This window comes from Mesorhizobium subarcticum (assembly GCF_055456085.1).
Window position 1 is genome coordinate 1,493,422 of sequence record NZ_CM144237.1, and the last position, 19,993, is coordinate 1,513,414.

At 64.1% G+C, this 19,993-nt stretch carries 19 protein-coding genes and 1 pseudogene; 13 read left to right on the forward strand and 7 right to left on the reverse strand.

The genetic code is table 11. The features are described 5' to 3' along the window. Positions 1-64: 64 nt before the first annotated feature. The 3 genes from ACZYHG_RS07140 to ACZYHG_RS07150 all read right to left on the reverse strand — a co-directional run bounded on the left by ACZYHG_RS07140 (position 65) and on the right by ACZYHG_RS07150 (position 2,455). Positions 65-1,183 (reverse strand): helix-turn-helix transcriptional regulator, encoded by a 1,119-nt coding sequence (locus tag ACZYHG_RS07140; protein ID WP_464613169.1) that lies wholly within the window; start codon positions 1,181-1,183, stop codon positions 65-67. A gap of 124 nt (positions 1,184-1,307) precedes the next feature. Beyond that, positions 1,308-1,835 carry a helix-turn-helix transcriptional regulator gene (locus tag ACZYHG_RS07145; RefSeq protein WP_464613170.1) on the reverse strand — a complete coding sequence of 176 codons (528 nt, stop codon included), beginning with the start codon at positions 1,833-1,835 and terminating at the stop codon, positions 1,308-1,310. Continuing rightward, the gene (locus ACZYHG_RS07150; protein ID WP_464613171.1) at positions 1,784-2,455 is read right to left on the reverse strand and encodes a hypothetical protein; all 672 of its coding nucleotides are present in this window, start codon (positions 2,453-2,455) and stop codon (positions 1,784-1,786) included. Before ACZYHG_RS07150 ends, ACZYHG_RS07145 begins: the two co-directional genes overlap by 52 nt. Positions 2,456-2,990: 535 nt before the next feature. Here ACZYHG_RS07150 and ACZYHG_RS07155 point away from each other — a divergent pair. Continuing rightward, positions 2,991-4,232, forward strand: a complete 1,242-nt coding sequence (locus ACZYHG_RS07155) for a YadA-like family protein (RefSeq protein WP_464613172.1) — start codon at positions 2,991-2,993, stop codon at positions 4,230-4,232. Between the two features lie 160 nt (positions 4,233-4,392). Continuing rightward, positions 4,393-4,989: a hypothetical protein gene (locus ACZYHG_RS07160; RefSeq protein ID WP_464613173.1), complete on the forward strand. Its 597-nt coding sequence runs from the start codon at positions 4,393-4,395 to the stop codon at positions 4,987-4,989. A gap of 24 nt (positions 4,990-5,013) precedes the next feature. Here ACZYHG_RS07160 and ACZYHG_RS07165 read toward each other — a convergent pair whose 3' ends face one another. Continuing rightward, positions 5,014-5,658 (reverse strand): LysE family translocator, encoded by a 645-nt coding sequence (locus ACZYHG_RS07165; protein ID WP_464613174.1) that lies wholly within the window; start codon positions 5,656-5,658, stop codon positions 5,014-5,016. Between the two features lie 562 nt (positions 5,659-6,220). Between ACZYHG_RS07165 and ACZYHG_RS07170 the strand changes: the two genes are divergently transcribed. The 3 genes and pseudogenes from ACZYHG_RS07170 to ACZYHG_RS07180 all read left to right on the forward strand — a co-directional run. Beyond that, on the forward strand, positions 6,221-7,375 hold the full coding sequence (locus ACZYHG_RS07170) for a helix-turn-helix transcriptional regulator (RefSeq protein ID WP_464613175.1): 1,155 nt from the start codon (positions 6,221-6,223) through the stop codon (positions 7,373-7,375). 607 nt (positions 7,376-7,982) lie between these two features. Further along, positions 7,983-8,432 (forward strand): RrF2 family transcriptional regulator, encoded by a 450-nt coding sequence (locus ACZYHG_RS07175; RefSeq protein WP_464613176.1) that lies wholly within the window; start codon positions 7,983-7,985, stop codon positions 8,430-8,432. 25 nt (positions 8,433-8,457) lie between these two features. Continuing rightward, positions 8,458-8,943, forward strand: a pseudogene (locus tag ACZYHG_RS07180) (FAD-dependent oxidoreductase); the annotation flags it as partial. Positions 8,944-9,829: 886 nt separating this feature from the next. Here ACZYHG_RS07180 and ACZYHG_RS07185 read toward each other — a convergent pair. Continuing rightward, positions 9,830-10,600, reverse strand: coding sequence for a type 1 glutamine amidotransferase domain-containing protein (locus ACZYHG_RS07185; protein WP_464613177.1), 771 nt, complete (start codon positions 10,598-10,600; stop codon positions 9,830-9,832). A 111-nt stretch (positions 10,601-10,711) separates the two neighbouring features. Between ACZYHG_RS07185 and ACZYHG_RS07190 the strand changes: the two genes are divergently transcribed. Continuing rightward, positions 10,712-11,065: a winged helix-turn-helix transcriptional regulator gene (locus tag ACZYHG_RS07190; protein WP_464613178.1), complete on the forward strand. Its 354-nt coding sequence runs from the start codon at positions 10,712-10,714 to the stop codon at positions 11,063-11,065. Between the two features lie 8 nt (positions 11,066-11,073). Here ACZYHG_RS07190 and ACZYHG_RS07195 read toward each other — a convergent pair whose 3' ends face one another. Then, the gene (locus ACZYHG_RS07195) at positions 11,074-11,724 is read right to left on the reverse strand and encodes a cysteine hydrolase family protein (protein WP_464613179.1); all 651 of its coding nucleotides are present in this window, start codon (positions 11,722-11,724) and stop codon (positions 11,074-11,076) included. After that, positions 11,721-12,053: a hypothetical protein gene (locus ACZYHG_RS07200; RefSeq protein ID WP_464613180.1), complete on the reverse strand. Its 333-nt coding sequence runs from the start codon at positions 12,051-12,053 to the stop codon at positions 11,721-11,723. The genes ACZYHG_RS07195 and ACZYHG_RS07200 overlap by 4 nt, the downstream gene beginning before the upstream one ends. Before the next feature lie 167 nt (positions 12,054-12,220). On the opposite strand from ACZYHG_RS07200, the gene ACZYHG_RS07205 reads away from it, so the two are divergent. From ACZYHG_RS07205 to ACZYHG_RS07235, 7 genes are all read left to right on the forward strand, one after another. Then, positions 12,221-12,622 carry a RidA family protein gene (locus ACZYHG_RS07205; protein WP_464613181.1) on the forward strand — a complete coding sequence of 134 codons (402 nt, stop codon included), beginning with the start codon at positions 12,221-12,223 and terminating at the stop codon, positions 12,620-12,622. 207 nt (positions 12,623-12,829) lie between these two features. Beyond that, a complete protein-coding gene (locus ACZYHG_RS07210; RefSeq protein ID WP_464613182.1) occupies positions 12,830-14,269 on the forward strand; it encodes a pyridoxal-phosphate dependent enzyme in 1,440 nt (479 codons plus the stop codon). Then, positions 14,266-15,447, forward strand: a complete 1,182-nt coding sequence (locus tag ACZYHG_RS07215; protein ID WP_464613183.1) for a trans-sulfuration enzyme family protein — start codon at positions 14,266-14,268, stop codon at positions 15,445-15,447. The genes ACZYHG_RS07210 and ACZYHG_RS07215 overlap by 4 nt, the downstream gene beginning before the upstream one ends. 64 nt (positions 15,448-15,511) lie before the next feature. Beyond that, positions 15,512-16,480, forward strand: a complete 969-nt coding sequence (locus ACZYHG_RS07220) for a GlxA family transcriptional regulator (protein WP_464613184.1) — start codon at positions 15,512-15,514, stop codon at positions 16,478-16,480. A 320-nt stretch (positions 16,481-16,800) separates the two neighbouring features. Next, complete coding sequence (locus ACZYHG_RS07225) at positions 16,801-18,105, forward strand: M24 family metallopeptidase (RefSeq protein ID WP_464613185.1); 1,305 nt, start codon at positions 16,801-16,803, stop codon at positions 18,103-18,105. Positions 18,106-18,337: 232 nt separating this feature from the next. Further along, on the forward strand, positions 18,338-19,018 hold the full coding sequence (locus ACZYHG_RS07230; RefSeq protein ID WP_464613186.1) for an isochorismatase family protein: 681 nt from the start codon (positions 18,338-18,340) through the stop codon (positions 19,016-19,018). Beyond that, positions 19,015-19,968, forward strand: a complete 954-nt coding sequence (locus ACZYHG_RS07235) for an alpha/beta hydrolase fold domain-containing protein (RefSeq protein WP_464613187.1) — start codon at positions 19,015-19,017, stop codon at positions 19,966-19,968. The genes ACZYHG_RS07230 and ACZYHG_RS07235 overlap by 4 nt, the downstream gene beginning before the upstream one ends. The last annotated feature ends 25 nt before the right edge of the window (positions 19,969-19,993 follow it).

The following is a 19,993-nucleotide window of genomic DNA, read 5'->3' on the forward strand; positions in this document are numbered from 1 at the left end:
GTGTTGTTCGTTTGAAATCGCCCGCGCTGCGCGACCCCTTCCCAAGCCGGGCTTGGTAGTAGAGCTAGACCATACCAGCCAGGGGCGACGCGAGCGACGCGGCAAGCTGAACCAGCTCGGCCTGTCGCCGCACGCCGGTCTTCTCGAACAGCCTTAACAGGTGCGTCCTGACTGTGCTGCGGCTGATGTCGAGAGCATCGGACGTCTCCTCAACCGTGCGGCCCGCCGCGATCTGCTCGAAGACGCGTGCTTCGGCCGGCGTCAAGCCGAACAACGCCGCGACGAGTGCTGTCGGCGCGACGAACGGTGTATCCGCCCGCGCTACGAACACCGCCGCCACAACGCTGGCATCGAACGCCGCGCGCCCCGGGCGCAGCGGCAGCACATGCAGGGCTCCAGCCGAGCTATCCTTCCAGCGTATCGGAACGCCCAACCCCTTGCGGCCGATCGCGCTTTCGTCCTGTGCCGCTTGCGACACCGCAACCGCCAATGCACTGGACACGGCGGCGACGCTGGCGGTGAGAACCCCTTTGCGGATGTTCAGCAGTTCGCCCCCGGCGACAATTGCATGCGCCGCCGGATTGGCATGCACGACATGCAGATCGGCGGTGGTGAGGAAGATCGGCGACGTCAGCGTGTCGAGCACCGTCTGGAAGGTCGACCGGGCGATCGCCGCCATGTCCAGCAGCCGGTTGATCGTGGCGGCGCGCTGGAGATGCGGGATCAACAATCGGGCGGCATCGATCTCATATTCACCGATCGGCTCCGCGCTCTCGTGACGGCCAAGGCCCAGCGACCCGAAACCACGCTCGTCGCGAGCGAGCCCCAGCCCCATGACATCGACCAATCCCCGCGGTTTGGCCCACTCCAGCGAGTAGCGGTTGGTTGTACTCGCCTCTGGATTGACGCGGCTCATCACCGCAGGCTGATCCAACGGCAGCGCCAGCAGCACCGCCAGCCCACCCCACTGGTCGATAACATCAACGGCGTAGTCCGCGATCCGGTCGACGTAGTCCTGCGGCATGTTACTGGTCACGTTGAGCAGCACTTCGCCCGACGGCAACGCTTGCAGGTTGAGGGCTGCGTTCTCGAAATCGAGCGCGATGCGGATCTCTTCAATGGCGACGGCCCAGCGCGAGGGATCGATCGCGGCGTCGTAGATCAGCCCGATCAGTTCGGACAACTGAGCCATCGAGAGAGCAGAACGCATCGCCACCACCCATGCTGGACTGCAACAAAATGAACGCATGATCCGAATTGGGTAAGGCTCCAATCTCCGACGGAGATTGTCGCCCGCCCAAAACCGGTCAGACGCCGGTGGCTACGGGCGACGCGAGCGACGCGGCGAGCTGAACCAACTCAGCCTGTCGCCGCACGCCGGTCTTCTCGAACAGCCGCAGCAGATGCGTCCTGACCGTGCTGCGGCCGATGTCGAGCGCATCGGATGTCTCTTCCACAGTGCGACCGGCCCCGATCTGCTCGAAGACACGTGCCTCGGCCGGCGTCAGGCCGAACAGCGCCGCGACCAGTGCCGTCGGCGCGACAAAGGGCGTATCAGCGCGTGCGACAAACACCGCCGCGACCACGCTGGCATCGAACGCCCCGCGCCCCGGACGCAGCGGCAGGACGTGCAACGCTCCCGCCGAGCCATCCTTCCAGCGTATCGGAACCCCCAGCCCCTTGCGGCCGATCGCACTCTCATCTTGCGCTGCCTGGGACACGGCGACGGCCAGTGCGCTGGATACGGCGGAAACGCTGGCGGTGAGAACCCCGTTGCGGATGTTCAGCAGCTCGCCCGTGGCGACGATGTCCCGGGCAGCTGGATTGGCATGCACGACATGCAAATCGGCGGTGGTGAGAAGATCGGCGCCGTCAGCGTGTCGAGCACCGTCTGGAAGGTCGACCGGGCAATCGCCGCCATGTCCAGCAGCCGGTTGATCGTGGCGGCGCGCTGGAGGTGCGGGATCAGCAATCGGGCAGCCTCGATCTGCAGATCGCTGATGGGAGGGGCATCGACATGGCGGCTGAAGGACAGCGAGCCGAGGCCACGCCCATCTCGCGCGAGCGGCAGTGCCAGGGAATCGATCATGCCTTGCGGTTTGCCGCACTCCACAAAATAGCGGTTCGTCGTGGTGTCGAGGTTGGGATTGAGCTGGCTCAAAACCGCCGGCCGATCCATCGGCAGCGAACCAACCACCGCCATGCCACCCCATAGCTCGACGATTTCAGCGCCGTAGCTGACCATCTGGTCGACATAGGGCTGCGGGATGTGGCTGGTCACGTTGAGCAGCACTTCGCCCGACGGCAACGCTTGCAGGCGGATGGCGGCGGTCCCGAAGCCAAGCGCGATGCGAATCTCATCGATCGCGACGGGCCAGCGCGCGGGATCGATCGCGGCGTCGTAGATCAGCCCGATCAGTTCGGACAACTGGGCCATCGAGAAGGCAGAGCGCATCGCAACCATCCTTGCTGCACGGCAACAAAATCCTTGCTGCACGGCAGCAAAATGAACGCATGATCCGGATCGGGCAAGCCCATCATCTTCGGCGGTACCATCGAGCTTTGGCCGCTGCTATCCACCGAATGGTGGAAGACGCGACATTTCCTTTGTGTTCGTTTGCGTCCGTCGGGTGCTGCGGTCCTGCGCGGAATTCGGGGGCATCGGTGTTTGCAAGGCGAGTGCTGTTCGGGGACGGCGGCACAACCGTCGAGTGCGCAACTGCTTGATTGTCAGCCCAGCCATGGCCGGAGCACCTCCCGCCCGGCCCGGCCATCGCGCGGGACCGACAGCCGCCGACAGGGGTCGATCAATTGGCAATGAAGCGAGGGCTTTGAGCGTGATTGCAGAAACGAGCGAACGGATGGGCGTGAGCGGATCGGAAGACGCTGCGACTGGAACAATAAGCAGAACAATCACGATTGGGCGCCGACTGCGAAAAGACATTGGGTCGGCCGCGACGGCGGTCTTCGGTGGGCTGGCATCCTCCCAAGTGCCCGCACTCGGGACAGCGATGATGGTGGCGGTCGCGGCCAACGGCTTTGTCGCCTTCGCGCCAGGCCCGGCGCGCGCGGCAGGAGTCATCTGCCAGGATTTCAATGGTGCGGATGGTGGAGCGGCTTTCGCCCAGACGTCAACCGGAGGCACGGCATGCGGAAGATCCGCCAACAGCAATGGCACTCTCTCGGTTGCGGTCGGCAATGGCGCGGGTGCTTTCGGTGACAACAGCGTGGCGCTCGGCGTCAACGCCGGCGCCGGTGGGCTTGTTTTTGACCCGAACGCGGGCGGTCTGACCACCGACTACAACAATGCCAATACAACGGCCATCGGCAACGGAGCCCAGGCCGGCGCCGGCGGGGTGAACCAGGCCAATGCCACGGCCCTTGGCGCCTCGGCCCAGGCGAATGCCGTGAACGCCACCGCCCTTGGCAACTCAGCCCAGGCGAACGGCGGCAACGCCACCGCCGTTGGCAACGGGGCCACGGCAAATGCCGTGAATGCTATTGCCCTCGGTGACGCTACGACGGCCAATTATGAAAACTCCATCGCAATCGGCGTGGGCACGACGACGACGCGCGACAACCAGGTCATGATTGGCGGTGGCCTCAACACCTACACGCTGACCGGTGTTGCTTCGGCAGCCAGCAAGGCCGCGCAGGTCGGCCCCACCTATCTGATGACGACGGACAGCACCGGCAATCTGGCGGCGTCGACATTCGATGTCGCCACGCTTGCGAACCTGCCGGCACAGGTCGCCCAGAACAGCAGCGCCATCAGCACTCTGAACACCACGGTGAGCAACCATACGACGGAACTCGCCGACCACGAGACGCGCATCACCAACAACACCAACGCGATTGCGGTGCACACCACCGAGATCGCGGACCTCGACACCAGGGTGACCACCAACACCAGCAACATCACCCAGCTCGACGGCCGTGTCGGCGCGCTCGAGGCCGGCTTCCAGGACCTGGGTGACCAGATCAGCGAAAACCGCACCGAAGCCCGCGCCGGCACCGCGCTGGCGCTCGCCACGGCGGGACTGCGCTACGACGACAGGCCCGAAAAGCTGTCGCTCGCCGGCGGCTTCGGCCACTTCAAGGGTCAATCCGGCCTGGCGCTCGGCCTCGGCTACAACACCAGCGAGGATTTCCGCCTCAACGCCGCTCTGTCGGCCACCACCAACCACGGCGATGTCGGCGTCAGCGTCGGCGCATCATGGACGCTGAATTGAGGCGGCCAGCGTGATCCGGAGTGCGAGGGGGCTGGCTTGAAAAAGCCGCTGGCGGCCGCGTTCCCACAGACGCGGTCGCCTGTCTCCCCTGCCCGAGGCGCGATTTCGATCAATGCTCGGAGGCCACATGAAGCACCCGCGATTCTTATCAATAGGGCGGATGACCCATGCCGCCGTGACAGGCTTGCTGCTGGCCGGTCTGTTGGCAGCATCCGGGGGTGTTGCGGCGGCGCAGACCAAAAAGACCGAGAAGAGCGACAAGGTCCGCGCGGCTCATCCGGCCAGCATCGACCGCAACGGCGTGCTGATCCTGATCCGCGGCACGCTGCTGGCGCTCGATCAGGCCAACAAGACCGGTAACTACACGGTGCTGCGCGATCTCGGTTCGCCGAATTTTCAGGCCAACAGCGCGGCAGGGCTCGGCGACATCTTTGCCAACCAGCGCAAGCAGGCGCTCGACTTCGGCGCCGTCGCGGTGCTCGATCCGCAACTGACCCTGCTGCCGCAGATCGAGCCGAACGGCATGCTGCATATGGCTGGCTTTTTCCCGTCGGTGCCAATGCAGGTCAATTTCGAGCTTCTGTTCGAGCCGGTGAACCGGCAGTGGAAGATTTATGGCGTGTCGGTCAACCTCACCTCGGGAGCACCGCAGGCGCCCGACACGCCTGTCGCCGAGCAACCGAAGCCTGACGATGCGGCCCCACCGCCTGACGCGCCCTCGATGGCCGTCCAGCCGAAGAAGGCAGCGAAACCTTGAAGCGGCATGCGCATTCAGCCGCCCCTACGACAGCAACTCCAGGCGCAGGGCGCTGGCCAGCAGCGACAGCGCGAAGACGAACAGGCCCGAACTGAAGACAAGATTGACGGCGCGCAGCCCGCGCGCGTTCAGCCGCTTGCGCAGGAGGTTGGTGACCAGTGTCAGCGTCGTCCACCAGGCGGCCGAGCCGAGCAACACGCCGGCCGAGACAAGCGCCAGTGTTTGCCAGGACGGCAAGCCCGCCCCAAGGATCCCCGGCGTGAGCGTGAAGAAGCCAAGCAGAGTCATCGGATTGCCCAACGTCCAGATCAGCCCGGTGACATAGGCCCGACCCGAGGGCATGCGCCGCTGCAGGGCGGTGTCCAGCGACGGCGTCAGCCGCGCCGCCGTCACCGCCATGTAGAGCAGGAACATGCCGGCGCAGAGCTGCAGCAGCATGTGCCAGCCGATCAGCACGTGCGCCACCGCGCCCAGCCCTGCGGCGGCAACGGAGGCGTAGACCGAATGCGTGGTCGCCGCGCCATAGCCGGTCGCCAGACCTGGGCCGATGCCGCCGGCGATCGTGCGCTGCACGCATAAGAGCCCGGTGGGACCGATGGGAGCCGCGACCGCGAACCCCAGCAAGGCCCCACGCATCACACTGAGGAAAAGGTCTGCTGTACCCGACATGCGAACAGATCTTCCGTTGGCCGCACGTCGTCGGGGTTCCCGGCCAGGCAACACCTGGGCCAGATGCTGGCCAAGGCCAGCAACGGTCGCCCCGCTTTCGTGAGCTGCTTCGACATTCTTGCGGCAAGACGGCCGTTGGCGGGGCTGACAAGCACGTCGTCTTGAAGTTTCTCTCCAAGTATTAGCTAGATATAATGTGTCTACGCGTATAGACGCCGTTCAGTTCGGTGAGTTTTAGACCCGACTAATGTGTCGACGCATTACTGGCGGCGGAGAATCTGCAATTCTCCTGATGCGCGTCACATGCTTTGAACTCAGTCCAACCTCAAGCCGGCGCACCCAATCACGAAATGGTCGTTGCCGCGTCCACCATTTGGATTAGGCTTGACTCCCAGCTTCTATTTTTTTCTACTGACTTTCAGTTGGCTTTCGGTGCGCCCCACCTCCATGTCGACTCCAGACAGACAAGTCGCGAAGTCGAACGAGGATTGATCCCGTTGAAGCGATATCGGCGCAGCAGCACGCGATGTCCGACCGGGGCCGCCAGCCCATGTTGGTCAGCATGACTGACCGATCCTATCCGGCGGAGCGCATTTCAGAACTCATCGGCACCATCTACGATTGCGTCCTCGATCCGGGCCGATGGCCATCGGTCGTCGACAACATTCGACGGGAGCTGGAGTTCTGTTATGCGGTTCTGGGGGTGTATCCGCTTCCGGGCGGCGAAGTTACGCTCGGCGTCGCCACAGGCATCGATTCGGTGAAGCTCGGCGAGCTTCCCGCCTATGGCCAGGATCTGGTCGATCTCTGGGGCGGCGACATCAGGGTCAAGCAATATCCGCTCGAGGAGCCGATCGCGCAGTCCCGGGCCGTGCCGGATTCGGCACTTGTCGCCAGCCGCTATTTTCTCGAATGGGCCCAGCCGCAAGGGGTGGTCGACGCGGTTGCGATCGGGCTGGAGCGCAATGCACGCATGGTCTCCACGCTTTCGTTCGGCCGGCACGAGACGGTCGGCATTGTCGGCAATGGGGAACTCGACGCCTTGCGTCTTCTGGCCCCGCACTTCCGGCGCGCCATCGCCATCGGCCAGATGCTCGAATTGCAATCGATTGCCGCCGCCAACGTGACATCCGTGCTGGAAAGCCTCTCTGTCGGCGTGGTGCTGGTCGATGAACTGATGGCCTTGATCCATGCCAATCCGGTCGCCGAGTCCATGCTGGCCCGCAAGGAACCGATCAAGGTCAGCAATGGCCGCGTTGTCGTCTCGGACGCCTCGCCCGCGATCTCGTCGGCGATAGAGGATGCGGTCGCCCAGGCGGCCGGCGACGAGGCAGCGCTCGGACGGCGCGGCGGCACCGGGTTTCCGACGCGCGGCCTCTCGGGCGAGCCTCGCATCATTCATGTCCTGCCGCTGAAACGGCGAGAAAGCCGGCCCGGCCTTTTCCGGCGAGCGACAGCGGCTCTTTTCATCGCCCCGGTCGACAGACCGATAAGCCTGCCATTCGATGCTTTCGCCGCCCTCTACGGCCTGACCCCCGCCGAGGTTCGGATCGTGGAACTGATCGTCGCCGGCCGGACCCAGCGCGAGATCGCAAAATCGCTTGGCCTGGCCAGCGCCACGGTGAAGACGCACCTTCTGCATGTTTTCGAGAAGACCGACGTCCGGCGCCAGGTCGACCTCGTCCGGCTTATTGCATCCCTGGCATCGCCGCTCTGACAGAGCGAAATATCACGGCACGCTGGTAGAGCTGCGCGATCACGCGATGCCGCAGCCAGCCGATCACGAGCCCATGCATATCCACCATGGCGGATAAGTCGAGATACAGGTGACGACGTCAAGAGACTTGCCGAAGCTGCTGATCGCCCTCGGTTGCGAACGAAAACTCCCTATTTGGCCGACATCAGGCAAAAACCATGCCTCGGACAGCCAGGGAATTGACAACCCGTTCCGCGTGTTCGAGGGTAAGTATAGTATCCTTATAAACATGAGGGATTGGAGGCGACAATGAGCGGGCACCCTGTCACCATGATCGCTCGCGGCATGCATCGGCTTCCGAATGAGTCGACGCGCGATATGGCTGTTCTGCGGGAAACGATTTGTCGCTTTGTTGCCGTCGGAGTGCATTTTTGTGCTCTTAACGGCACAAAAACCTGACAAAATGGCCAGAACGGCTTGAAAACGAAGCAAAATCAACGATTCTCGGCTTGTATATCATGTCACTAGAATTTATGTGTCATGGATGCTTGGGCGCGGCGGGGAAGCTCGCCAGGCGTTTCGCAACGGATGGCTTCAAGCCATCGCAGGACAGAGAAACGTTCGGTTTATGCTCACCAAAAAAGGCAAGTACGGCCTCAAGGCGCTCGTCCACCTCGCCCAGATGCCGGCCGGGCAGCTGGCTTTCGTTGGCGACATCGCGACCGGCAACAACATCCCGAAGAAATTTCTCGACGCCATCCTGGGCGAGTTGCGCAATGCTGGTTTCGTGCAGAGCCGCAAGGGCAAGGATGGCGGCTACCGCCTGGCGCGGCCTGCCGATGAGATCAAGGTCGGTCATGTCGTGCGCGTCCTCGACGGGCCGCTGGCCCCAATTCCCTGCGCCAGCCGCACCCAGTATCAGCGCTGTGAAGACTGCAACGAGGCGACATGCCAAGTCCGACATCTGATGCTGGAGGTCCGGCAGGCGATCGCCGAGGTGCTCGATCAGCGCAGCCTCGCCGAGATGCGCGATATCGGCCTCCACGACCTTACGCTGACGTTAAAGGCGCAGGCCTGACGCCTCGCACCGGGCGGGGCCTGTCATGACCGGGCGCGCCAATTCGATCATCCCCAGTTCCATCATCATTGTCGGCGGCGGCGCCAGCGGCGTCGTGATGGCCGCGCATCTTCTGAAATCGCCCAATCCGGATCTGCGCGTCACGCTGATCGAAAAGCGCCCGCATTTCGGACAAGGCGTCGCCTATTCGACCCTGCTGTCGGCGCATGTGCTGAATGTCAGCGCCGCCGGTATGAGTGCCTATGCCGACGATTCCGGCAATTTCTGGCGCTGGCTGCAAAGGCATGGCCTGGTGAGCCCGGAACAAACGCCGCAGACGCCCTTCTACGCGCCGCGCAGCATCTATGCCCGTTATCTCGGGGAGCTGCTCGACGAACTCGAAGCGCAGGAGCAGCCGACCGGGCGCCTGCGCCTGATCCATGAGGAGAGCCGGTCGATCACGCCGACCCCGTCCGGCGTCGAGGTGGCGCTTGCCAACGGCACCAGCGTCGTCGCGCATCTGGCCATATTGGCCACCGGCCATGACGAGCAGCCGGCGCAGGGCCATGCGATCCGCATGGGTTCGGAAGCCGACACGGAGCTTGTCCCCGACAGCCGAGTGATGGTGCTGGGCACCGGCCTCAGCATGGTCGATGCGTTCCTGGCGCTGGAACAGCGCGGCCACACGGGCGAGATCGTTGCGGTGTCGCGGCGTGGCCTGCTGCCGTCGCCACACCGCAAGGGCAACCCGATCAAGCTCGACGTCGCCGACATCCCGCTCGGCACCCAGCTCTCCTATTTCGTCGGCTGGTTCCGCGACCTGATCAAGGAGAACCAGAAGGCCGGCGTCGACTGGCGCGACGTGGTCGATGGTCTCAGGCCGTTCAACCAGAAGATCTGGCAGAACTGGCCGGCCTCGGCCAAGCGCCGCTTTGTCGAACACACCAAGGCCTGGTGGGACATCCACCGCCACCGCATGCCGCCCGAAATCTATGCGCGCGTGACCGAGGCGGTGAAAGTTGGACGCATCCGCCTTATCGCCGGCCGCGTCGTCGACATCGCGAAGGGCAGCGAATTCACCGTCCAGATCCAGTCGCGGCACACGCAGCGCCTCGAGACTTTCGACGTCGCCCGCATCTATGATTGCTCGGGCATCGTACGCGACATCTCGACCTCGTCGAACAGCGTGGTGCGCTCGCTGGTCGACCGCGGGCTGGCGCGGCCGGACCCGCTGCGCATCGGCCTCGACGTGTCGGCCAATTGCGAGATCATCGCCGGCGACGGCACCGTTTCGGCCAAGATCCTGGCGGTCGGCCCGCTGACGCGCGGCACCTTCTTCGAGATCGACGCCATTCCCGACATCCGCGTCCAGTGCGCGCGGCTGAGCAAGCGGCTGCTGGGGTAGGCGCCCATTGCGCTTAGCCGCCCAGCGCCTCGCAGACCAGGCGCGCAGTCTCGGCGCCGGAAAAATTCTGCTGGCCGGTGATCAAATTGCCGTCACGTATGGCAAAGCCGCGCCATAAGCCTGCCTGGACATAATTGGCACCGATTGCCTTCAGCTCATCCTCGATGCGCCACGGCATCAGGTGCTTGCCAGGCTGGAGCGCACCCATCTCCCAGGTTGCCTTGTCGGCGAAATCCTCCTCGGCATTGGCGAAACCGGTCACCGTCTTGCCGGCGGCAAGCAGCGATCCGTCAGCGCGCCTGGTGTAACGCAGCAGCGCGGTGCCGTGGCAGAGCGCTGCCGCCACCTTGCCGGCTTCATGGAAGGCGACGAATGTTTTTTGCAGCATTTCCGCGCGGTCATAGCTGAACATCGGCGCCTGGCCGCCGGCGACGACGATGGCGTCGAAGCTGTCGACGTCGACCTCCGCCACCGGCCGCGTGGTTTCCACCAGAGCCGCCAGTTTCGGGCTCGACAGGAAGCCGAGCGAGATAATATCGGTTTCGGAATAGCCTGAAGCGTCACGCGGATCGCTCAGCGCGTCGGCCTCGCATCTGCCGCCTTCAGGCGAAAAGATCTCCACCACGTAGCCGCGTTCGGTAAAGGCGAACCACGGATGCGTCAGCTCGCTCCACCAGAAGCCGACCGGCCAGCCGGTGGTGGTCGAAATGGCTGGATTGGCGATGACGATGGCGACACGTTTCGGCCGGCGTGCGTTGACCGGATTGGCATCCCTGACACTCATCCTGGCTCTCCCTTATGAAGCTTTCGCCGACAGAGCCGGGCTCGGCAATCTGGCCATATGGCGGGGCAAAATCCGCTTCCGTCGCGGCGGCGCCTTGCCTAGGATCGGGGCATGACCCAACGCGGAAGACTCTATGGCTGCCCGGTCGAGTTCGCGCTCGATGCGCTCGGCGGCAAGTGGAAAACGGTGATCATCGCGCGGATCAAGCAGAGCCCGCTGCGCTATTCCGAATTGCGCCGGCTGATCCCCTCGCTCTCCGACAAGATGCTGACGGAGCGCCTGGCTGATCTCGTCGAGATCGGCTTCGTCGTGCTGGAGACCTCGCCCGACGGCAAGGCGCGTTACGCCTTGACCGGGCGCGGCCGCGATCTGGCCAGTGCACTCCAGGCGCTTTACGACTGGGGCAGCGAGAACGGCCGTGCCGAAGGTGTGCGCTTCCGCACCGACATTGATGCCGCCGCCTGACAGGGCGTCTACCTCCCGCCTGCGGCAAGCGCGCCGCAAAAGCCCGCGACATCTGACATGACGGCTTCGCCGAGGTAGCGCAGCGTCGCCATGGAACGATCTTGAGCGTCCTTGTTGCCGAAACCGCAGGCGTCCTCGATCACCACGGCCACAAAGCCGTTGTCGGTCGCCTGGCGGACGGTCGGCTCGATGCCGGTCTCCATGGCGATGCCGGCAATAGCAATGGCGCGCACGCCGCAATCGCGCAGCGCAAAGCCGAGTGCGGTGGAGTCGAATGCCGACATGGTCAGCTTGTCGAAGACGGCTTCGTCGGCGCGGGGTGCCAGTTCGGGAACGATGCCCGTCGCATCAGCGTCGCGCAAAAACCACGGCTCGACCGCATCGGGGCTGTCGCGCCGCTGCCAGGCCATGGCGGTGCGCAGCTGGGTGGCGCCCATCCATTTTCTTGGCAAGGACAGATGGCGCGTGAACGCCACCCGCATGCCGGCCGAGCGCGCGGCTTCGAGCGCGATGCCGGTGCGTTCGACAATATCGGCCGCGCCGGCAAGCTGGCGGCAGATGCCGATCTGCATGTCGTAGACCACCAGCGCCATGCGGTGCGGTTCGCACCATTCGACCAGGCTGGTCGGAATCTCGATACCTTCGCTCGACCGGATCATGCCGCGGTCCGGTCCCAGGGCTTGGCGATGTCGACGCTGTGATCGAACAGATATTCGAGCGGCAGGGGTGCTGGGTCGAAGGCGAGGAACTGCCATTCCAGCAACCCGGCCTTGGACAACGGGAAGTCGTCAGTGTAGCGCCTGGCCTCCCCGACGCTGTCGAGCTCGAAGACAATGATGACGCCGCCGACATCGGCGCGCGCATAGTTCTCGCGCACGATGCCTGCCTTCCACAGCCGCCAGACATTCGACACCTCGTCGCGCAGATAGGGTCTCAGATCGTCGAGGGTGACGCCGGGCTTGAAGTTGTCATAGGCAATGATCTTCATCGGCTGTCTCCTCTTGGGATGTCAGGATCGCGCGGCCGGCTTGTTTCGGCTGGCGTCCCGTTCGGCTAGCATGATGAAAATGGCGGCTTCAACGAACGAGATGGTTCGTTGAAGCGGCCGGCCGAATGGCCTTTCGTGGCCCGGCATCCGGTGGGAGAGACAAGAGAATGGCTATCGAGCGGCTGAATCCGAAGGGGATGCACAGCAACCCCGCCTATTCGCAAGGCGTGGCGCTGCCGGCCTCGGCGCGCATCGTGCTGGTCGGCGGCCAGAACGGCGTCGATGCCGGTGGCCAGATCGTCGGCAGGGGCGACATCGCGGCGCAGACCAGGCAGGCGCTCGCCAATCTGGCGATGGTGCTCGAAGTCGGCGGCGCCAGGCCGGAGGATCTTGTGCGCCTGTCGATCTACATTGTCGGCGACGCCGACATCAGGCCGGCCTTCAGCGTCTGGATGGCGTTCTGGGCAGATCGAGGACCACCGCCGGTGGTGACGGGCATACGCGTGCTCGGCCTCGCCAATCCGGATTTCCTGATCGAGATCGAAGGCCAGGCGGCGGTTGAGGCATAATAGATCAAGCACCTCTTGGAATTTCATTCCCCGTCTGGCCACCTGATTGGCACGTTCTATCTTCTTTCCGACTACAATCGGCTGGAAAAGAGGCTACGCTGCCGCTCTGCCGGCTCAATCAAAAAGTAGAGCATGATGTCGTCCGAAAACCGCTTCACACTTTTCGGCATCATGCTCTGGACGGTCGCTTGATCAGGGAGCTTCGATATGAGCGAGCACGGAAAAGCTGTGCCAGGCAGCACCCCCTCGGACGGCCCGTCGTCCCGCCTGCGCCCACCTTATGCGTCGGTTCTCGACCTCATCGGCCAGACGCCGGTGGTCGAGCTGACCAAGTTCGACACCGGAAAATGCCGGCTGTTCATCAAGCTTGAAAGCCAGAATCCGGGCGGCTCGATCAAGGACCGCATCGCGCTGTCGATGATTGCCGCCGCCGAGAAAGAGGGCAGGCTCAAGCGTGGCGGCACCATTGTCGAGGCGACCGCGGGCAATACCGGGCTTGGCCTTGCCCAGGTCGGCATTCCCAAGGGCTACCGCATTGTGCTGGTCGTGCCCGACAAGATGTCGCGCGAAAAGATCCAGCATCTTCGCGCGCTGGGGGCGGAAGTGCGCATGACGCGCTCCGATGTCGGCAAAGGCCATGCCGAATATTACCAGGACATGGCCGAGAAGATCGCGGCGGAGGTGCCCGGCGCCTTCTACGCCAACCAGTTCGCCAATCCGGCCAACCCGCTGGCGCATGAGACGACCACCGGCCCGGAGATCTTTTCCCAGCTTGATGGCGACGTCGACGCGGTGGTCGTCGGTGTCGGCTCGGGCGGCACGCTGACCGGGCTTGGCCGCTACTTTGCGAAAGTGTCGCCGAAGACCGAAATGGTGCTGGCCGATCCGGTCGGCTCGGTGCTGGCGCCATTGATCAAGACCGGCAAGATGGAAGAGGCCGGCAGCTGGACAGTGGAAGGCATCGGCGAGGATTTCGTGCCGCCCAATGCCGATCTGTCTTTGGTCAAGAAGGCCTATTCGATATCAGACAAGCAGAGCATGCTGGCCGTGCGCGACCTGCTGTCCCGCGAAGGCATCCTGGCCGGTTCGTCGTCGGGCACGCTGCTGTCGGCCGCCTTGCGCTATTGCCGCGAGCAGACCTCGCCCAAGCGCGTCGTCACCTTCGTCTGCGACAGCGGCAACAAGTACCTCTCAAAAGTGTTCGACGATTTCTGGCTGGCCGAGCAAGGATTGGCCGAGCAGGAACATCATGGCGATCTGCGCGACCTGGTGATGCGTTCGCATCGCACCGGTGACACGGTCTCCGTCGGCCCGGACGAAAGCCTGCTCAACGCCTATGGCCGCATGCGCCGCTCGGATGTGTCGCAGCTGCCGGTGCTCGACAATGGCAGACTGGTCGGCATCGTCGACGAAAGCGACATACTGGCCAAGGTCGAGGGTCCGCATGACGGCCGCTGGGAACGCTTCAACGGCCCGGTTCGCACGGCGATGACCTCCAATCTGCACACGCTGCAGGCCAGCCAGACGCTGGATGCGCTGCTGCCGGTGTTCGACCGCAATGAGGTCGCCATCATCTTCGACGGCGACGAGTTCGTCGGCCTGATAACCCGCATCGACCTGATCAACCATTTGAGGCGCGCACGATGAGCAGCAACCCACCCCCGGCCGGCAAAAACCGCCTGGCCTTCTCGACGCGCACCATCCATGGCGGCCAGAGCCACGATCCGCTGACCGGCGCGGTGATGGTGCCGATCTACGCCACCTCGACCTTTGCCCAGCAATCGCCCGGCGTGCACAAGGGTTTTGAATATGCCCGCAGCCAGAACCCGACGCGCTTTGCCTTCGAGCGCGCGGTGGCCGATCTGGAAAGCGGCTCGGCAGCCTTCGCCTTCGCCTCCGGCCTGGCGGCGATCTCGACGGTGCTGGAACTGCTCGACAGCGGCGCCCATATCGTCGCCACCGACGACATCTATGGCGGTTCCTTCCGGCTGATGGAGCGGGTGCGCAAGCGCTCTGCCAATCTGCAGGTGAGCTTCGTCGATTTCACCGACCTTGCGGCGGTGGAAGCCGCGATCCGGCCGGACACGAAACTGCTCTGGGTCGAGACGCCGACCAATCCGCTGCTGCGCATCGTCGACCTCGAAGGCGTGGCGGCACTGGCCAAGCGCAAAGGCATCCTGTCGGTCGCCGACAACACGTTTTGCAGCCCCTATATCCAGCGGCCGCTGGAACTCGGCATCGACATAACAGTGCACTCGACGACCAAATATCTCAACGGCCATTCCGACATGGTCGGCGGCGTCGCCGTGGTCGGTGACAACAAGGACCTCGCCGCCCAGCTGAAATTCCTGCAGAACGCCATCGGCGCCATATCGGGCCCGTTCGACAGTTTTCTCGCCTTGCGCGGGTTGAAGACGCTGGCGCTCAGGATGGAGCGGCATTCCGAAAACGGGCTGAAGATCGCGCAGTGGCTGGAGGCCCGCAAGGACGTGCGCCGTGTCATCTATCCCGGCCTCGCCAGCCACCCGCAGCACGCCATCGCCGTGCAGCAGATGCATGCCTTCGGCGGCATGATCACCGCCGTGCTCGACCGCGACCTTGCCGGCACAAAACGCTTCCTCGAACGCACGCAATTGTTCACGCTGGCTGAAAGCCTCGGCGGCGTGGAGAGCCTGATCGAACACCCGGCGCTGATGACGCATGGGTCTATTCCCGCCGAGAAGCGGGCGGAGATCGGGATTTCGGATTCGCTGGTCAGGTTGTCGGCGGGGATCGAGGATGGCGATGATCTGATCGCGGATCTGGAGCAGGCGCTGGGAGAATGAAGGCGCTATGATTGGCTATCGGCCCGGTTGACCCCTAAGGCGATTGGCCCGAAATGTAGCGCCCATGGCCACGCGCGAACCGGAAAAACCCAACGAGCCGCTCACCTTCGCGGTGCTGGTGTTTCCCGGCTTTCCGATGATGGCGTTCAGCTCCGTCATCGAACCGCTGCGTGCCGCCAATGTGCTGGCGAAGGGGCAATGCTACCGCTGGATCATCGTCGGTGGCACGAAAGGAGCGGTCGAGGCCTCGAACGGCGTCGTCATCCAGCCGGGCTTTTATGCCGAGGATGCGCCGAAGGTCGACCGCATCGTCGTCTGCTCGGGCGGTGACGCCGATCATCTCGTCGCCGAGGACGCGGCAAGCTGGATCCGCCGCAGCCTGCGCAATGGCGCGCATATCGGCGCGGTGGCGGATGCGGCATTCTTCCTAGCCCGCGCCGGCCTGCTCGACGGCCATGCCTGCACCTTGCACTGGACCAGCCAGGCTGCCTTCACCGAGGCGTTCCCCAACATCGAGCTGCGGCGCGACCTCTATGTCATCGACCGCAAGCGTTTCACCTCGGCCGGCGGTGTTGGCAGTCTCGACATGATGCTGGAGATCATCACCCGCGATTACGGCGCCGAACTTGCCGCCGGTGTCGCCGAATGGTTCGTGCACAGCCAGCTGCGCTCCAGCGTCGACCGCAAGCTGATGCCGCTGCGCCTGCGCACCGGCGTCCAGAACGAGCTGGTTCTGTCGGCGATCGCCATCATGGAGGACGCGGTGGAGGAAAGGCTCGGCATGGCCGAGCTGACGGCGCGGCTCGGCGTGTCGTCCGACAAGCTGGAGCGCTCCTTCCGTTCCGAACTCGCCACCTCCCCCAACGGCTATTACCGGCGCCTGCGGCTGAAGCGCGCCGCCGATCTGCTGGCACATTCGACGCTCGCTGTGCGCGACGTGGCGCTGGCCTGCGGCTTTGCCTCGATGTCGAGCTTTGCGCGGGCGTTTCGCGAGGAGCATGGCCATCCGCCGAAACTGGCGCGGCGGCATTAGTTTTCGGCTGGCGTAATCTGTTGATGTTAGCGGGACATCGCCCCTCTCTGTCCTGCCGGACATCTCCCCCTCAAGGGGGGAGATTAGCTGCACTTCTGCTTTCGCCAATTTTCGACGTTGAAGAAAGAGCAGCGAAGAGGAAGCTGCCAATCTCCCCCCTTGAGGGGAGATGCCCGGCAGGGCAGAGAGGGGTGCTGCCCCACTGGCGTCTCTCATTAGCCCAGCGGCATTCCGCACAACAAATGCGGTTTTCCGCACAATGCTTTCATCCCTCCTGCGCCATGCTCGGCCTAGCAAAATCCACCCAAGGCCAGGCACCCATGAGCATCGTCGTTTTCGACCCCGACAGCACCGAGGACGTCGACTTCAAGGATCGCATGCGCCACCCCGCGGCGGCTGATCCCGCCGGCGGCATGTGGCTGTCGGACACCGAGCCATCCTTCATCGATGCGGATGCCTTGCGCAAAGGCCGGCTGGCCAAGCTTCGCGACTGGATGCGCGACGCCGGCTATGGCGGCGTCGTCTTGTTCGACCCCTACAACCAGCGCTATGCCACCGGCTCGCGCAACATGTTCGGCTATTTCCTGCGCAACTCGACCCGCTATTTCTTCATTCCGACCGAAGGGCCGATCGTGCTGTTCGAATATCCGCAGAGCTACCATGTCTCGATGGTGCTCGACACAATCGACGAGGCGCGTCCGTCCAAGCTGGTCTGGTCTTCGGTCTCGGGCCGCGACGACGAGACCGCCGGGCCGTTCGCCGACGAGATCACCGAATTGTTGAAGAAGCATGGCGGCGGCTCGATGAAGCTCGGGCTCGACCGCTGCAGCCATCTGCAGGCGCTGGCGCTGGAAAAGCGCGGCTGCGAGGTGCGGGATTGCCAGGGTGAGATTCTCGCGGTGCGCGCGGTCAAAACGCCCGAGGAGGTGAAATGCCTGCAGGTGTCGATGGCCGGCGCTGAAGCCGCTGTCTATGCGGTGCGCGAGGCGATCAAGCCCGGCGTCTCCGAAAACGACCTCTTCGCCATCATGTATGGCGAGGTGATCCGCCAGGGCGGCGAGTTCATCGAGACGCGGCTCTTGACCTCAGGCCAGCGCACCAATCCGTGGTTCAACGAGGCCAGCGGCAGAAAAATCCGGCCGGGTGAATTGCTGGCGCTCGATACCGATACGATCGGCTGCTACGGCTATTATTCCGATTTTTCGCGCACCTTCCGCTGCGGGCCGGGCAAGCCAACGCCCTACCAGAAGTCGCTCTACCGCATGGCGCATGACCAGGTTCAGCACAACATTTCGATCGTCACACCCGGCATGGCGTTTCGCGAGATCGCCGAGAAGGCGTGGAAAATCCCGGACCGTTTCGTCGACCAGCGCTACACCTCGGTCATGCACGGCGTTGGCATGCATGGCGAGACACCGTTCATCGCGCATGCCATGGATTACGAGACCTATGGCCGCGACGGCCATATCGTGCCAGGCATGGTGGTGAGCGTGGAAAGCTATATCGGCGAGAAGGGCGGCCGCGAAGGCGTCAAGCTGGAGGACGAGATCCTGATCACCGAGACGGGGACAGAGCTGCTGTCGCGCTTTCCTTACGAGGATGAGTTTCTGGAGAAGCAGGTTTGATGGTGGGTCCGCGCTCCTTGGCGATTGGCGCAGCCTCTGATTGCTTCGTCATCCTAGGGCGGAGCAAGGAGCGCAGCGACGCGGCGCAGACCCTAGGATCCATGCCGCGACTTCCGAGCGCTGCAGCGGTCAAAATTCTGCACCGTTGTGTTCCCTGGCCAACGTCACGGCATGGATCCTCGGGTCTGCGCGTCCGCTTCGCTCCCGCTCCGCCCGTGGATGACGAAGTCGCATGAAAACCCCCATCTCCATCAAACCCGGCACCGTGGCCGCTGTCTTCATCGACCTGCAAGAGGAGCACCGGCAGGACCCTCGCTACCTCGTCGACGGCTTTGCCGACATCCTCGCCAACGTCCAGCGCCTGCAGGCGGCGGCGCGGGAGAATAACGTGCCGCTTTATCATTGGGCCTACATCGTCGATCTCGACAAACAGGACCGGCCGTTTCATCCGCTCGACGCCGACGGCAAGTCGGCCTTTTCCGACAAGAGCGATCCGCTGACCGAGATCTGCCATGAGGTGGCGCCGGCCAAGGGCGAGGCGCTGCTGGTCAAGGCCGAGGCCAGCGCTTTTCGCAGCGGCCCGGCCGCTGAGCAGCTCAAGGCTTCGGGCATCGAATGGCTGGTCGTTGCCGGCGTGTGGACCGAGGCCTGCATCGACGCCACGGTAAAAGACGCCGTGGGCAAGGGATTTCACGTGCTGCTGGTGAAAGATGCCTGCGGCAGCGGCAGCGCGGCCATGCACCAGACCGGCATTCTCAACCTTGCCAACCGGCTCTATGGCGGCGCGGTCACCGACGCGGACGGCGCTTGCCGGCTGCTGGCGGGTGAGACGGTCACCGTCTGGCAAATCGAAGGCTCCGTACCGCTGCGTTTCAGTTTCGACAACGCGGCCCAGCTTTACGCGGATCTATGACAAGGCAGCGCGGCAAATACGAAACCCGGCTCGATCCTGACATTTGGGCCTATATCGATGCGGTGAACGCCTGGTATCCGCCCGAAATCATCGGCCTGCCGATCGAAAAACAGCGCGAAATCTATGACCGGATGTGCCGCGCCTTCCACCGGGGCCGCCCGCCAGGGGTCAAGGCCAGCGACGGCCTGGTTGCCGCTTCCGGCCACGGCATCCCGATCCGCCACTACCAGTTTGCCGGCAAGGCGGCGCGGGCCATGGTGCTGTACTTCCACGGCGGCGGTTTCATCCTCGGCGGGCTCGACAGCCATGACGACATCTGCGCCGAGCTCTGCGCCGGCACCGGGTTCGACATCGTGTCGGTCGACTACCGGCTGGCGCCCGAACATGTCCACCCCGCCGCCTTCGACGATGCGCTGGCCGCCTTTGAATGGGCGGCGGCGACATCAGCCCTGCCGCTGGTCCTGTGCGGCGAGAGCGCCGGCGGCAACCTGGCGGCGGCGCTGGCGCAGGCGACGCGGCGCCATATCAGGGCTGCGATCGGCCAGGTGCTGATCTATCCCGGCCTCGGCGGCGATGAGAGCAAGGGTTCCTATATCGAGCATGCCGAGGCGCCGCTGCTGTCGGTGGGAGATATTGCCTTCTACCGCGACGTCCGCTCGGCCAAACGGCAATCGCCCGATGATCCGACCTTTTCGCCACTGCGCGACGGCGATTTTTCCGACCTCCCGCCGACGGTGATCATATCAGCCGAGTGCGACCCGCTGTCATCCGATGGCGAGACCTATCGCGACCGCATTGCTGCTGCCAGTGGCAAAGCCTGGTGGCATGAGGAGCCCCGTCTCGTGCACAGCTTCCTGCGCGCCCGCACCACGGTGCCCGCCGCGGCGGAAGCTTTTGCGCGCATCATCGCGGCGGTAGCCGCGCTGGGCCGGGGCGAGTGGCCGTATTGAGGGCTGCGCTACGACGACGCTTCGG

What these genes read in the sequence shown, in the direction of transcription:
- ACZYHG_RS07150 (WP_464613171.1), bottom strand. Translation starts at nt 2,455, where the DNA reads ATGCGCTCTGCCTTCTCGATGGCCCAGTTGTCCGAACTGATCGGGCTG.
- ACZYHG_RS07160 (WP_464613173.1), top strand. Translation starts at nt 4,393, where the DNA reads ATGACCCATGCCGCCGTGACAGGCTTGCTGCTGGCCGGTCTGTTGGCA.
- ACZYHG_RS07165 (WP_464613174.1), bottom strand. Translation starts at nt 5,658, where the DNA reads ATGTCGGGTACAGCAGACCTTTTCCTCAGTGTGATGCGTGGGGCCTTG.
- ACZYHG_RS07170 (WP_464613175.1), top strand. Translation starts at nt 6,221, where the DNA reads ATGACTGACCGATCCTATCCGGCGGAGCGCATTTCAGAACTCATCGGC.
- ACZYHG_RS07175 (WP_464613176.1), top strand. Translation starts at nt 7,983, where the DNA reads ATGCTCACCAAAAAAGGCAAGTACGGCCTCAAGGCGCTCGTCCACCTC.
- ACZYHG_RS07185 (WP_464613177.1), bottom strand. Translation starts at nt 10,600, where the DNA reads ATGAGTGTCAGGGATGCCAATCCGGTCAACGCACGCCGGCCGAAACGT.
- ACZYHG_RS07190 (WP_464613178.1), top strand. Translation starts at nt 10,712, where the DNA reads ATGACCCAACGCGGAAGACTCTATGGCTGCCCGGTCGAGTTCGCGCTC.
- ACZYHG_RS07195 (WP_464613179.1), bottom strand. Translation starts at nt 11,724, where the DNA reads ATGATCCGGTCGAGCGAAGGTATCGAGATTCCGACCAGCCTGGTCGAA.
- ACZYHG_RS07200 (WP_464613180.1), bottom strand. Translation starts at nt 12,053, where the DNA reads ATGAAGATCATTGCCTATGACAACTTCAAGCCCGGCGTCACCCTCGAC.
- ACZYHG_RS07205 (WP_464613181.1), top strand. Translation starts at nt 12,221, where the DNA reads ATGGCTATCGAGCGGCTGAATCCGAAGGGGATGCACAGCAACCCCGCC.
- ACZYHG_RS07210 (WP_464613182.1), top strand. Translation starts at nt 12,830, where the DNA reads ATGAGCGAGCACGGAAAAGCTGTGCCAGGCAGCACCCCCTCGGACGGC.
- ACZYHG_RS07215 (WP_464613183.1), top strand. Translation starts at nt 14,266, where the DNA reads ATGAGCAGCAACCCACCCCCGGCCGGCAAAAACCGCCTGGCCTTCTCG.
- ACZYHG_RS07220 (WP_464613184.1), top strand. Translation starts at nt 15,512, where the DNA reads ATGGCCACGCGCGAACCGGAAAAACCCAACGAGCCGCTCACCTTCGCG.
- ACZYHG_RS07225 (WP_464613185.1), top strand. Translation starts at nt 16,801, where the DNA reads ATGAGCATCGTCGTTTTCGACCCCGACAGCACCGAGGACGTCGACTTC.
- ACZYHG_RS07230 (WP_464613186.1), top strand. Translation starts at nt 18,338, where the DNA reads ATGAAAACCCCCATCTCCATCAAACCCGGCACCGTGGCCGCTGTCTTC.
- ACZYHG_RS07235 (WP_464613187.1), top strand. Translation starts at nt 19,015, where the DNA reads ATGACAAGGCAGCGCGGCAAATACGAAACCCGGCTCGATCCTGACATT.